Source organism: Planctobacterium sp. AWM4_229, assembly GCF_056160305.1.
Genome location: NZ_JBSWWX010000004.1, coordinates 517,965 through 532,101, shown reverse-complemented (window position 1 = coordinate 532,101; position 14,137 = coordinate 517,965). Strand labels below are relative to the sequence as shown.

Here is a 14,137-nt window from a genome sequence, read left to right as displayed (position 1 = left end):
TCCTGCTATCTGTTTTTATCTAATGAATCCAGAAGTGCCCTTATTTCATTTAATTCCTGAGCACTAGGTGACTTGCCAAGGGCGCGCATAACCAGATTTGACTTTGAGCCATCAAAAGCCTTGTTGAGCATATCTTTCACCATAGAGCTTTGCGTCTGCTCCTCGGAATAAATAGCTTTGTAGATATGGGCTCGGCTGGATTCATCTCTGGCCACCAACCCTTTTTCATGCATGATCTGCAGCATCTTGAGCACTGTGGTATAGCCTACTTTATTGTGCTCATTCATTTTCTCATGCACTTCACGCACGGTTGCCGGCTCAATTCCCCACAGAATTCTGAGCAGTTGTAACTCAGCTGCAGTTGGCACACCTTTGTAATCGCTTCGCGTCATTTTATTTGCCTGGACAATAGTTTTCATCATCTAATATACGAAACATATCGTATATTGCAAGCTTTTACCCATCACTATCCATCATGCCCGGCAATAAAAAAAGGCAGCGAAATCGCTGCCTTATCAATGCCACCTCCCTGCGGCGATGCAAACAAGTGTTTCAATCTATCTGCACTTACTTCCTAATCTGGAACCTGTTCCGCCAACACAATCACCTGAACGGCGCTTACTGGTGCTGGATGTCTTTTGGGTTTCTTCTTTTTCTGCTTTGGCCACATCGCTCGTAGAAGAGCAACCGCCTAAAGTGAATGCAGATATTGCTAAACCAACCAAAATCAACCTTTTCATGCTATCTCCCTTAAATCACTAAACCATAAACTGTGTATTTCGCACTATTCGCTGCTGATGATCTTGATGCTCATAATTCGTATAGAGCATCAGGCGAATATCTTGTGCTCCGAAGCAAGTACGAAACACATCGTACAATCATTAAATACGAAAACAATCGTAGTTGTCAACAGGTAAACGAAAGGTTTCGTAGATATCTGCTTTTCAGGCTATTTCGGAACTGTACTTTTAAGCTATTGCCTGGCTACCAGGGACAAGTTACAGTGCCAACTTATGGGAGCAGAAAGGCCTTAATCGTTAAACCACAGAAAGAATCACAGTGCCTGCACAAGAGAGTAATACGCAATGGAAGAGCCACAACTGGTAACACATTTAAAACAGCAGTTTGGCTTTTCCGAGTTTCGCGCCGGGCAAAGTGAAACCATACAAAATTTGCTTTCAGGCAACTCCTCTCTAGCAATTTTTCCAACGGGATCGGGAAAATCCTTGTGTTATCAATTCTGCGCCACCCAACTGCCGCACTTGACCCTTGTAGTCTCTCCTTTATTGGCATTAATGAAAGATCAGCTGGATTTTTTGGCCAGTAAACACATCCCGGCCGCCAGTATCGATTCATCACTGACACCTGAGCAGAACAACAAGGTGATGGCAGATATAAAAGCCGGGCATATTAAAATTCTGATGGTGTCAGTAGAGCGCTTTAAAAACGAGCGTTTCCGAAATTTTATCCGCCAGGTGCCCATATCAATGTTAGTGGTAGACGAGGCTCACTGTATATCGGAGTGGGGACACAACTTTCGTCCTGATTATTTAAAATTACCCACTTACCGCCAACAGTTAAATATCCCCTTGGTGCTGTTATTAACCGCAACGGCCACCCGCAAAGTAAAGCAGGATATGGCAGCCAAGTTTGCTATCGAACAAGCACATATTGTGCAAACAGGCTTTTACCGCAATAACTTAAATCTGCAAATATTGCCTGTACCGGAAGCAGAGAAAAACACAGAGTTGAGCAAGCTTCTACACCAGCAAAAAGGCGCTGGCATTATATACGTGACCTTACAGCAAAGTGCAGAACAGCTGGCCGCACAACTCACCGTACAAGGTCACAGTGTGGTGGCTTATCACGCCGGGCTAAAAGATGAGAATCGACAAAGCATTCAGCAACGCTTTATGCGTGGCGAAGTGGACATTGTGGTAGCAACCATCGCTTTTGGCATGGGTATCGATAAAGCCAACATACGCTTTGTGATCCATTACGACCTGCCTAAATCTATCGAGAACTACAGTCAGGAAATCGGTCGAGCGGGCCGCGATGGCAAGCCCTCGATATGCACAGTGCTCGCTAATACCAGCAGCCTGAATACACTGGAAAACTTTATCTATGGCGACACGCCGGAACTTACCGCTATTGAGCAAGTAATAGACAACATTAAACAAGGCGAATCTGAACGATGGGAACTGCAGCTTTATCAGCTCAGTAACCAGTGCAACATTCGACAGTTGCCTCTTAAAACTCTCCTGGTGCAGTTGGAATTAAAAGGGATCATCAAAGCCAAATACAGCTATTTCGCCGAATACAAAATTAAATGTTTGCAAGAAACAGAAACCATCATTAATCGCTTTGAAGGTGAACGAGGTCAATTTATCAAAGCCATCCTTGGCGCAACTCAGTTTAAAAAAACCTGGGGCACCTTGGATTTTGAGATATTGCAAAGTCACTATCCCAGCGAGCGCAGCCGGGTTTTGACAGCATTAGACTATCTGGACGGGCTACAACTTATCGAATTAAAAGCCAGCAACATGACTGAGGTGTACCAGGTTGATCAAGCGGCCTTAAGCTCGACTGAGCTTGCGCAACAACTTGCAGACTACTTCAAACAAAACGAGCGTTCTGAAATTAAACGCATCGCTGCCCTGATCCGCTTTTTAGAATTGGACAACTGCTTGAGTTATAATCTGGCGGCCTATTTCGATGATCTCCTGGCCCCTGAACATTGCGCTCATTGCTCAGTTTGCGATGGCAGAAAAGCACAACTACCTGTGCCTGAAATAAAGCCGATGCCAGAGAACGAAAAGCTTAGGAATATCCTTACCCAATTGCGCAATCACCTCGCTATACCGCATCTTTCAGATACTCTGGCGGCGCGCTTTTTATGCGGCTTAACCCAGCCAATTTTTACCAAAACGAAATCCAGGCAAATAGATGGCTGGGGTATCTGCGAACAACAACGCTATGAAGATGTCAGGCAAACAGTGCAAAACCTTTTGTAGCCTCTTGTGCTAATTATAACGCCTGCCACAGCGCCCAAAACTCAGACCAGACACTGCGATTTTCGATTGCCTCATTACGCAGCGCTGCAAGCTTTTCACTATCCAACCAGCGCCCTTTTTTACTCAGGGCATCCGGGTTCACCAGCACGGCAAGATCATTCACCGGGTTTTTCCTGGTATAAATAAAGTCAGCCTTAAAACCTTCTTTAATCTGTCCAATCTGGCCGTCTAAACCAAGCGCCTTGGCGGGATTAACCGTCGCTGCCACGAGTACTTGATAGTTGTCTAGTCCGGCTTGTTGCAGCAACGCCATTTCATTATGCGTTGCCAGACCATGGGGCGACAATAACACACCTGAATCTGAGCCAACCAGTAACGGGATTTCCTGTTCATGCAGTTGCTTGCTGATAGCAAGCAAAAAATTGAGGGTTTTGCGGTTGTGCAACGCCATCTTTGGCGAGGCATTTAACCAGCGCTCGGCCTGATTGCTTTTGGTTTCCATGGCAATAATGGTGGAGGTGTAATGCTGCGGTATCAGGTCTAAAAAGTCCTGTTTCTCTTCGCTTAGCAGTGTAAGCTGCTGAAAAATATTCAGCGTTGGGGTCAGGGGCACGCCAACTTGTTTTAAGTCTGCAATGATAGCAGGGAGCGCGCTTTCATCAAACTGATGGTTTAACGGACCTTGATATATATCTTCCACATGTTCAAAGGATTGCAAGCCAGCCAAGACACCAACCTCTAGTTCACCAGAAGCATGAGGTCCGTGTTTTGCGACGGGGAAGTTGAGTTTGTGAGCTTCATCCACAAGCCCCAATAATACTTCTTCGGAAAGGTTGCCATAGGCTTTAATCAAGTCATAGCCGAGCTGTTTGTATTTTCTCACTGCAACACGAGCCTGTTCTTCTGTATGCACAGTGTGATGTAACATGGCGTCTTCATAGCCAGAGATTATGGGACTGCTCACGGTTGAGCTCGCCCCAATTAGCTCGCCATTGTTAACGGCATCTCGCCACTGCAATTGCTTTTCGATGCCATTCAAAATACGCACATGGGTGACACCATGACTGAGGGCAATAGAATAGGCCGCAGGTTCGTAAATATGTACATGCATATCAATCAGGCCAGGCGTGACAAAACCACCAGCGCCATCAATTATTTGGCTTTTTTCAGGGGTAACTTTGTGACCTGTGGGGTAAATTTCCGAAATCACACCATCGGTGACCGCAATGTTTTGGTTGTGCAATATGCGCTGATGCTTAACATCAACCACGTTGACATTAACCAGCACCAAATCTCGGGCTTCAGGGAACTCAGTGGCAGTTTTGGCACAACCTGAAAGCAATAGTAGTAAAAAAAGGGCAGCAATAAATTTCATTATCTTCTCGCTTAAAAATTTTTCCGAGAAGATTAACTTTGCGCCCTGATATTGGCGTCTCAAAGCAAGAATTAAGACGACTATTCCCTTGCTTCGACACTTTTGATGTTGGCTCTGTATTGGCTTGGCGTTTGCCCCACCTGCTCTTTAAACACCTTGTTAAACGCGGCTTTAGAACTAAAACCCGAGTCAATTGCAATCTGTAAAACAGGTCTTGAATCGTCAGAACCTAGCAACTTGCACACTTCTTCAATGCGGAATTGATTTATGTATTCATTAAAGGACTTACCCGCTAATAGATTTATTGCTCTGGATATATCTCTCGCCTGAAAACCAGATAATTGGCTCAATTCCGTTAACGTCAAACGGGCCTGAAGATACCACCGCCGTTGTTTAAGTAAGGATTGTAATTCCTGGTAAATACCTCGGTAGTCCTCAGCTTGATCACCACTGCTAGTTGAATCCTCAAATTTTTCCTGCGGACTTTGCGGCGGTTTTTTCTGTTCACTCAGTTTCAGCACTGTCAGCATAATCACCATCAGCCAAAGGCCATTGTTAACAGCCTGCCCCAAAGCATTAATATCCGGACTAAGCCATTGTTGGGTGTTTAACCTCACCAGGTCGATAAGGTTAAAGGCCGTTGTAATCACCACCACCCAGAGCAACCAAATAAAGGAAAACTCATCCGCATCTGAACGCTGTTCATCTAATTTATTTTTGTAAGTTAACAGCACTCTCGCCGTCAGCACTGCGTATATCAAGCGCCAAAACGTACCTATCGCGATAACCAATTGCACATGTGCAGTAAAAAACAAAACCAGTAACACAGGTAAAAAGTGAATGAACTCCTTTACTTGCACCTTACTGCCAATCAAATGGCGAGTTGCCAGGTAAGAGGCCGGCCCAAATAGCATGATAAAAACGGGACTAATGAGATAGATATCTCGAGTTATTCCGGTCTCTTCCAGGGTGTTAATCACTGACGAGAGCGCCACCAATAACAGCAAAAGAGCGATACCGCGAAACGAGCAGTGGCGCCACAAAAGAAACGCCCCCAAAATACAGACACTCACAGTGGCGGACTGAATCAAATTAACGAAGCTAAACGCGACCATAGCGTGGTTCAGATTTCCCCAAAAACATAATGATTAGCAGTATCAGGCCAGGCTAGCACCTGCGTCAATCTAAAGCAGACTAAACTAGTTGTGCCGTGCTAACGTATACAGCTTTCGAATCTGATTTATCCAATGTCATTACTGCTGACCAATCAACAAGGAGTATCACTATGTCACGCATTTTCCCTCTGCTTCTTTTACTGCTTACCAGCACTATCTCGGCTCAGGTGCAAACGGTTAATGTAGTAAAGCCTCAACTCCTGGATAATCAGCAGTCAATGATATTGAGCGGCACGATTGAGGCAATCCATGATGCCAGCCTGGCAGTGCAACAAGCAGGACTGGCAAAAAGACTATATAAAGACATGGGCGATCAGGTCAGCAAAGGAGAAAAGCTATTACAACTGGACGACAGCCTGGCTCGATACCAGTTACAGCAATTTGAAGCGGCAGTGAGTACCACTCAGGTGCAACTGGCCGAAGCCATCCGTTTGTATAACGAGGCTCTTCGTCTGTCAAAAACGCAGGTGGTGGCCGAAACCTTAATCGCGGAGCGTAAAGCACGAGTTTCCGAAGCTGAAACCACACTACAGCAAGCCAAAGCCAGTTTAGGACTACAACAGGAAGTGTTGAGGCGACACGCGGTGTACGCGCCATTCGACGGTATCATTACCGCGAGAAATGGTGATATTGGCGAATGGCTGCAACCTCAAAACCCGGTGTTTAATCTGGTTTCTAATACTCAACTGCGTCTGCGTGTGGCTGTACCGCAAGAGCATTACACCGCCTTACTAGCTTACCTGGAATCCGAATCTCCAAATGTCGTGGTCAGTATCGACAATGCCAATAACCAACGTTTGACCTTACCCATAGCGGCAATAGTAAAGGCATCAGATCCCCGAACCCGTACCTTTCAGTTGTTGGTGAACCTGCCGGAAGACCAACAACTCATATCTGGAATGTCTGCCAATTTACAACTGGATTTAGGAGCGCAAATGGAGCCTTTGTTCTGGTTACCCAAATCCGCAGTGCGCTCTCATCCCGATGGCGGCCATAGTGTATTCTCGGTACAGGACAACAAAACCGTACGCCACATAGTGCGCATTGAACGCAGCGACAGTACCCGCTTTGCAGTCTCAGGCGCACCTGCGAATGTGTCCTACGTCAGTAAAGGCGTGCAATTGTTGCAGGAAGGTGTTTCTGTGAACACTACTGAGACCGGAGAAGAACAATGATTGCCGCTGTAGCACAACGTGGCATATTGGTGGCGGTTTGTGTATTTATTGCCGCGATTCTGGGCCTTGTCACCTCCAGCAAAACGCCAATCCAGATGATCCCGGATCTGGAAGTGCGTACCATCACAGTTCAAACCGGATGGGCTGGCGCGACACCACAAGACATTGAAAAAGAAATATTAATCGAACAAGAACGCTATTTGCGAGGCTTACCTAACTTACAACGCATGACCTCCTACGCCGAAATGGGGCAAGCCAATATCGAACTGGACTTCCCTTTTGGGGTCGATCCCAACGATGCTCTGATCCGAGTGAATAACGCGCTAAGCCAGGTACCTTCCTACCCTGAGAATGTCGACCAACCGCGCCTGTTTTCCAGTGCCTTTTCCAGTAACGCGTTTTTGTATTTTGCCCTGACCCCACTGCCAGGCAATCCTTTGCAATTAGATATGGATATGCTTAGCGACTTTGCCCAAGATTACGTGCGCCCGCGTATGGAAAGCGTTGAAGGGGTGTCAGAAGTGGGCGTTGGAGGTGGTGCCGCCAGACAAATCCAGATCCGAGTGGATGCCCACCGCTTGGCCCAACGGGGAATTAGCTTGAATGAAATACGCGATGCCGTGCGAGACCGCAATCGCGACGCCTCTGCCGGCGATATAGAAAGCGGCCAAAACCGTTATCTTTTACGAGTAGTTGGGCGCTTTGAAGAGCTCAACGAAATTGGTGACATCGAAATCAAGCGCGTAGATGGCAACAGCGTATACCTGCGGGACATTGCCGATATTCAAATGGATCATTTTGAAACCCGCGGATTGTCCTACTTCAACGGCCAGCGCAATTTGATGTTATCGGTACGACGGGAAAGCGGCTCCAACGTGATTGACATTAAACATGGCATCATGGCGGTGGTGGAAGATCTCAACAAAAATCTGCTGGCGCAAAATGGCCTGATGATGACCAACACCGGCGACGACGTGCAGTATGTGCAGGACTCACTTAAAAATGTCTGGTTTAACCTCATCTTAGGTGCTCTGTTAGCCACCGGCGTAATGTATCTGTTTTTGCGCTCAGGTAGAGCTACCCTGGTGGGGGTGCTGGGTATTCCAGTGTGTACCATTGCGGCTTTTGTGGCGTTAAATTTATTGGATCGCACTATCAATGTTATCTCCTTGGCCGGTGTCGCATTTGCCATCGGGATGACAGTGGACAATACCATTGTGGTGCTGGAATCCATTATTCAGTCGTGGCGCAAAGGCACCTCAAAATTACAAGCAGCCATAGAAGGTGTAAAGGATGTGTGGCCCGCCGTGCTGGCCTCCACAGCCACTACCATAATGGTTTTTACACCTATTTTATTTGTCCAGGAAGAAGCCGGACAGCTGTATTCAGATATCGCCATCGCCATTTCAGGGGCTATTCTGGCCTCCATGCTCATTGCCGTTTTTGTGGTACCAGTGAGTCTGGCAAAACTTACCAAAAACAAAGAATTCGTCTCGGTTTCACGGACCAAAGCAGAGCAAAAGTGGCTCAACTTTACCGCGTTTTTCATTAAAAACACGGCTTCAGCACGCGCCTGGTGCCTTGCCTTTGTGTTGATTATTCCCGGCCTTGCCTGGCTGCTAATGCCCGCCGCCGAATACCTTCCCGAAGGTGAAGAGCCCAAAGCCTTTAGCATGATGATCGCACCGCCTGGATACAACCTCAGCGAGATGCAAAACATTGGCGATGAATTACGTGAATACTTCAACCGTTATGTGGATATGCCAGAAGAAGATTATGTTGAAGGTGAAATGGTACCGCTGGATTATTACATGATGCGGGTGGCAATTGGCCGGGTATGGTTCTTAAGTGCCCCCAAAGATCCCGCTCTCATCAATGAAATGATGAACCAGATCACCAGTAAATTCAGAAGCTACCCCGACATGCGTGCATTTTCCTCTCGCGGCTCTATTATCTCCAGTAACGATGGCGGCTCCAGAGCGGTCGCAGTGGATATCTCTGGGGCTAATATGCAGGACTTGTATCAAGCCGCTGAAGCAGTCTATCAACAGGCTGAAAAATCCTTCGACAATCCGCAAATAAACTCCGATCCGCGCTCATTAACACTGACTCAACCGCTAATAGAAATCCGTCCCCGCTGGCGTCGTCTGGAGGAGCTGGGCTTTAATAATCGCGACTTCGGCTATGCCGTATCTGCCTTAAGCGACGGGGCCTATGTGGATGAGTTTATTCTGGGTGACGATAAGGTGGATATATTCTTATATAGCGGTGCTGGTAATGCCCAAACTATTGAACAACTAAGCCAGGCACCTATGGTTACACCGGCGGGCGGTGTATTGCCACTGAATGCGATGGCCGACCTGGTGGAAACCAAAAACAGTAACAGCATGCGCCGCATCGACGGCGACAGAACCGTTACCGTATACATCATTCCACCTCGCGATGTGGCGCTGGAAACAGCAGAGCAAGTCGTGCGCAACGAGCTGTTACCCACGTTGTGGCAATCTGGCGAAATCGCCCAAGACATTCGAGTAGATGTCAGCGGTGCCGCCGACCAACTGCAAACCACACGAGCTTCGCTTTCGGGTAACTTCCTGATTGCATTAGTAATTTGTTATCTGTTGTTGGTGGCCATTTTTAAACACTGGCAATACCCTTTGTTTATTCTCGCCACCGTACCACTGGGCATGGCCAGCGGTTTGTTGGGCTTAATTTTACTCAATGGTATCGGCAGTATTGGCGAAGCCATGGGCTTTAGCGGCTTTCATCAGCCGTTTGATATGATCACTATGCTGGGCTTTCTGATTTTATTAGGAACAGTGGTGAACAACCCGATTTTGATTGTGGAGCAAACACGCAAAAACATTCATGAGCTGGGCATGCAGGTACAAGAGGCCGTGCAGCTAGCCGTTAAACGCCGACTCACGCCGATACTGATGTCCACCTCCACGACTATACTGGGCCTGGCACCGCTGGTGCTGATCCCTGGCGAAGGTACCGAACTCTACCGCGGCGTTGGTATTATCGTGCTGTGCGGTATCTTAGGCTCGATGTTTTTAACCATGAGTTTTTTGCCAGCCCTGCTTGTGACTTTGCTGAGAGATAAAGACTCACAAACAACGCAGTAAAAACAGAAAATACGGGCGTTTACACAATTAAACGCCCAAAGCGCTTGCATGCGCCAGAAATTACTTTAACCTGCCAGCTTTTTACACAAGGCCAAATCAGTATGTCGCTTCCTCCTTGCCCACAATGCCAATCAGAATACGTTTATCAAGACCAAGCTCAATTAGTCTGTCCTGAGTGCGGTTACGAATGGAATCCAGCTCAGGTTGCTGAAGACGAAGCGATTGCGGTAAAAGATGCCAACGGCGCGCTATTAGCTGATGGCGATAAGGTCACCGTAATTAAGGATCTGAAGATAAAAGGCAGCTCACAAGTAATTAAGATTGGCACTAAGGCATTGGTGCGCAGAGTGTTAGACAAAAAAGATCACGAACTGGACTGTAAAGTAGATGGTGTCGGCGAAATGATGGTGACCGCAAAATTTGTTAAAAAAGCCTAGAGCGTGTTGCTCTAGACGCTTCCAATCAGGATAAAATTTTAATATTGCAGTAAAATATTTACCATTTTAGTCTTCCTCAGACTTTTCATATCGCTAAGACAGCAGGGAACGAACCATGAGCAACGGTGTTTTACTGATAGGGAACGATATTAATAACGGCGCCAAAGGCAATTCCTGGAGCGATTTGCTGTCCAAGATGAACCAGGAATTTGGCACGAGCGTTGATTTCAGCGATCCTAAAAAGCCGTTTCCGCTGGCTTATGAAGAGTTTTATTTTGAAGCGGCAGAGCAAAACGGCTACAAAGAAAAAGACGTATTACAATTTATATCGGAACAAACTGGCGCCATAAAACCCAATTCCATCCACGAATTATTGGTGTCTTTGCCCTGTGAAAATCTCTTTACCACTAACTATGATCTAAGCCTCGACAGAGCCATTAGTGAACAGAAAACTTATAAAAACGTCGGGGTTGTGCCGGAAAAGACCTACAACTTGTTTCGCAAACATCGGGTCAACAACAAATCAATCTGGCACATCCACGGTGTTGCCAATCATCCAGCCTCGATTGTATTAGGCTATAACCATTACAGCGGTTATCTGCAATACATGCGCAATTACGTGGTAACAGGCACCAAAGATGCTTACAAATCACTACCCGCCACACAACTCATCAGGCAATTAAAATCCGCCACAGTGCAGCATCACTCATGGATCGATTATTTCTTTACTCACAACATTCATATTCTGGGTTTGAGCCTGGATTTCATTGAAAGTGATCTCTGGTGGCTATTAACCTATCGCCGTAAAATACAGATTGATAAAGCCAACCTAATTGATATTTTTAATCACATTCACTACTACATTCCAAAGAAGTATGTTGCCAGCTCCAAAGCTAAGGTAGACCTGCTTAAAAGCTCAGGAGTAACGGTGAATATCATTGATGCCAAGCCTTCGACACTTAGCTATTACAAGAAGGTCAGCGATTTAATTGCATAAAGAACTGCCGCTAACCGTATTTAAAAGGACCCGGTTAATACCGGGCCTGTCATAAATACCAGCATTTCAGATCAATCGAGATGTTCGCCGCTCTTCTCATCGATCATTAACACCACGTCATAGGTATCATTACCCACGCCCGAAAGTGCGTTGGTGACTTGAGTAATGAGTACATAGTCATTCTCTGCGGAACAACGCAATCGTTTAGCAGGCTCACCGTTTAGCAGTTCGTAATAAATGTGCTCGCCGCTTTTTAAATGCTCCCCAAAGATTTTCACCCCTTGTTCATTGTCTTGGGTGTAAATAATGTCATAGGCACTTACCACATTTTCCAGAATATACTGCGTATCCTGCTGTGTATCCTGAGAGAAGTGCTTAAATCTGATCAATGCTGACGGGCAATCAGATTCATTGCTAATGGTGAAACAAGGAGCTTGAATAACCCACATGGGCTGCGACTCTTTGTCGTTTATATCATTAAAAATAGGTGCCAGATGAGGACGATGGATAACATTGTCGTTAGATTTGGTTTTTAACACATAGGGCAACTTACTGGAGAAGTAATCGTAATAATTACTCATGCTAAATGAGTTATTGGTGCGATTTACTATGGCATAGCGAATATTGTAGTCATTGGTGAATAAGTAATTTAATACTTCGAATGCCACATAAGCCAGGATCTTCCCTAGTACCGTCGGCATCAGGGAAATGATGGTGGTTTCAGCAATATTCACGAAATTGTCGAAGGTGGGATCCATCGCAAAAGAAATCAATTTCATGACTCGCGGCGGGATGAATTCACCGATCTTTTTCTCAACCGCCTTGATGACCTTGTCTTCCATTTTCTTGAGGCGTTTCTCCACGTCTTTTTCCGCTAATTTCTCTAAAAAGTCTGGCTTTTGTGAAGCAAGTTCCATCATCCAGTTCTGCACATAGGAAACAATGTACTCCCCCAACAACTCATCGTTAAAACGCGGATTTTCTGTGTGGAAACCAATGCCATAAATGGAAGTAATTTGGGCTGATTTGCTGTACAGCTCCATGTAGACATAACAGGAAGCGGTGCAACTGGAAATCTGATTCGCGTAGTCATTGGGCACCGGTCTTATGGATACAGTAAACAGCGCGGAATCAGTTTCCACCTGATAGGCGATATTGTCGCAAGGCGTTATTTTCTGCCACATTTCTGGCTTTGAAATACTTTTGTAGAGTGTGTTCAGATCTTTGGCGTGATTGTAAAGATTATCAACAAGCGGTGTTAACTGCTCCCTGTCGCCACTGCGCACCCTGTCAAACTGCTGACTTAACGGACTTAGTACATCCCGCTGATTTTTATCGTATTGCGTTATTCCATAAGGAGCAAAGAATAACTTGATACCTTTTTCACTGCTCTCTTCTACTGACATAGCTCATATAACCCTGTTTATAAAAAATTTCAATAAGGATAATTTAGCTACCCAATATGACAATTACAGCGGATTACATTAATTACCGAAAAACTAAATCAAACCCACAAACATATAAAAATTTGACCAAAACTGAATTAAGGTATATTTTTTAACCAACTCTGTTTTCAATTAGGGGGAGAGTATGTCTTCTTACGTTGTGAGTTATGAACTAAGCTCCAAAGAGCGGGACTGTACCGAACTACATAAACGCATTAAATCGTACATTGCTTATTATCATTGTTTGAATTGTACCTGGATTATCAAATCCGAATTCACGGTAGAACAAATTCGAACACATTTATTAGCTGCACTACACAAGAGTGATCGGCTGTTAGTAGCAAAGATCGCGGCATAAACAAAAGCCCCTGCATGTTGAGGGGCTTAAACTGAGCAGAATATGATTAGCGGTTTTAAACGTCACGGCACTTTCCCAATAATGCCCCTACTCGCTTATGATTATTTTTAATAAGTACTCCCCTTTCCATGAGGAATTCAAGTTATATTAAGCGAGGGCATCAAACATAATCCTCCCTGACAAACAAGCAACAGAAGCTCTACGCTGCTGGCGAACAAGGCAATTGCTTGCTGATTTTTGATGTAAACTCAGATGGTACAATAAGCTTAAAAGAGCGTCTTTCCGGTGAACCTTACAGTGGCATCACCTCTTTGACCTTGATACAAAATGATCAACATCTACTAGTTACCAGGGGCACTCAGGACCAATTACTTGTGTTTAAACTAAACAATAACTAGTGAGTAGAGCAGGCCCACATCGCACTATAATTCAGGGGAGATCATGAAAAACATTCTGGTCACAGATATATTCGGCAAAACCAAAGCCACTGAAGCGATGGCGCGGGACTTTGGACATCAGTGTAAAATATTATCCCCGTATGGCGAAGAACAGATTAGTTTCGATAACGAAGCGCAGGCCTATGAGCATTTCATGACAAATGTTGGTCTGGAGGTCTACGTTAAGAAGCTAGCTAAATTAATTAAAGCCAGCAATGATAAGGTGCAATTAACGGGCTTTAGTGTTGGGGCCTCTGCGATATGGATGCTCTCCAAAAGCGACTCCTGGAAAGACGACTCTTTGAAAGACGTAATTTTAAGCAACGTCAGCGGTGCCACCTGCTTTTATGGTTCGCAAATACGTTATCACAAACACATTCAACCGTTGTTCCCTGTTACGCTGATATTGCCCCGCAACGAAAAGCATTTTTCAGTTGCTGATTTGATGTCGGATTTATCCCAACACGCGCATGTCGAGTTTGAACAAACTGAACACTTACACGGATTTATGAATACTCACTCAGTCAATTTTGATTCACAAGCCTATACCGATTTCTGCCATTACGTTGGTACTCATTTTGCTACTCGCTTGTAAT

Annotated in this window: 11 protein-coding genes; 6 read left to right on the top strand and 5 right to left on the bottom strand. The window is 45.4% G+C overall.

What is annotated here, in order from left to right:
- Positions 1 to 5: 5 nt before the first annotated feature.
- Both ACXAGP_RS11620 and ACXAGP_RS11615 read right to left on the bottom strand, forming a co-directional pair.
- Positions 6 to 392 carry a BlaI/MecI/CopY family transcriptional regulator gene (locus tag ACXAGP_RS11620; RefSeq protein WP_475261533.1) on the bottom strand — a complete coding sequence of 129 codons (387 nt, stop codon included), beginning with the start codon at positions 390 to 392 and terminating at the stop codon, positions 6 to 8.
- A 165-nt stretch (positions 393 to 557) separates the two neighbouring features.
- Complete coding sequence (locus tag ACXAGP_RS11615) at positions 558 to 740, bottom strand: hypothetical protein (protein WP_475261532.1); 183 nt, start codon at positions 738 to 740, stop codon at positions 558 to 560.
- A 345-nt stretch (positions 741 to 1,085) separates the two neighbouring features.
- Between ACXAGP_RS11615 and ACXAGP_RS11610 the strand changes: the two genes are divergently transcribed.
- The gene (locus tag ACXAGP_RS11610) at positions 1,086 to 3,014 is read left to right on the top strand and encodes a RecQ family ATP-dependent DNA helicase (protein ID WP_475261531.1); all 1,929 of its coding nucleotides are present in this window, start codon (positions 1,086 to 1,088) and stop codon (positions 3,012 to 3,014) included.
- A gap of 13 nt (positions 3,015 to 3,027) precedes the next feature.
- Here ACXAGP_RS11610 and ACXAGP_RS11605 read toward each other — a convergent pair whose 3' ends face one another.
- Entirely contained in the window at positions 3,028 to 4,389 is a 1,362-nt protein-coding gene (locus tag ACXAGP_RS11605) for an amidohydrolase family protein (protein ID WP_475261529.1), read from the bottom strand.
- An 80-nt stretch (positions 4,390 to 4,469) separates the two neighbouring features.
- The gene (locus ACXAGP_RS11600) at positions 4,470 to 5,504 is read right to left on the bottom strand and encodes a helix-turn-helix domain-containing protein (protein WP_475261528.1); all 1,035 of its coding nucleotides are present in this window, start codon (positions 5,502 to 5,504) and stop codon (positions 4,470 to 4,472) included.
- A gap of 170 nt (positions 5,505 to 5,674) precedes the next feature.
- On the opposite strand from ACXAGP_RS11600, the gene ACXAGP_RS11595 reads away from it, so the two are divergent.
- The 4 genes from ACXAGP_RS11595 (at position 5,675) to ACXAGP_RS11580 (ending at position 11,301) form a co-directional block, all read left to right on the top strand.
- The gene (locus ACXAGP_RS11595; protein ID WP_475261526.1) at positions 5,675 to 6,739 is read left to right on the top strand and encodes an efflux RND transporter periplasmic adaptor subunit; all 1,065 of its coding nucleotides are present in this window, start codon (positions 5,675 to 5,677) and stop codon (positions 6,737 to 6,739) included.
- Positions 6,736 to 9,867, top strand: a complete 3,132-nt coding sequence (locus tag ACXAGP_RS11590) for an efflux RND transporter permease subunit (protein ID WP_475261525.1) — start codon at positions 6,736 to 6,738, stop codon at positions 9,865 to 9,867. Before ACXAGP_RS11595 ends, ACXAGP_RS11590 begins: the two co-directional genes overlap by 4 nt.
- Positions 9,868 to 9,968: 101 nt before the next feature.
- The gene (locus tag ACXAGP_RS11585; RefSeq protein WP_475261524.1) at positions 9,969 to 10,304 is read left to right on the top strand and encodes a zinc ribbon domain-containing protein YjdM; all 336 of its coding nucleotides are present in this window, start codon (positions 9,969 to 9,971) and stop codon (positions 10,302 to 10,304) included.
- A 115-nt stretch (positions 10,305 to 10,419) separates the two neighbouring features.
- The gene (locus ACXAGP_RS11580; protein ID WP_475261522.1) at positions 10,420 to 11,301 is read left to right on the top strand and encodes an SIR2 family protein; all 882 of its coding nucleotides are present in this window, start codon (positions 10,420 to 10,422) and stop codon (positions 11,299 to 11,301) included.
- 71 nt (positions 11,302 to 11,372) lie between these two features.
- On the opposite strand, the gene ACXAGP_RS11575 is transcribed toward ACXAGP_RS11580, so the two are convergent.
- Positions 11,373 to 12,707 carry a hypothetical protein gene (locus tag ACXAGP_RS11575; protein WP_475261520.1) on the bottom strand — a complete coding sequence of 445 codons (1,335 nt, stop codon included), beginning with the start codon at positions 12,705 to 12,707 and terminating at the stop codon, positions 11,373 to 11,375.
- 838 nt (positions 12,708 to 13,545) lie between these two features.
- Between ACXAGP_RS11575 and ACXAGP_RS11570 the strand changes: the two genes are divergently transcribed.
- Positions 13,546 to 14,136, top strand: a complete 591-nt coding sequence (locus ACXAGP_RS11570; RefSeq protein WP_475261519.1) for a hypothetical protein — start codon at positions 13,546 to 13,548, stop codon at positions 14,134 to 14,136.
- The last annotated feature ends 1 nt before the right edge of the window (position 14,137 follow it).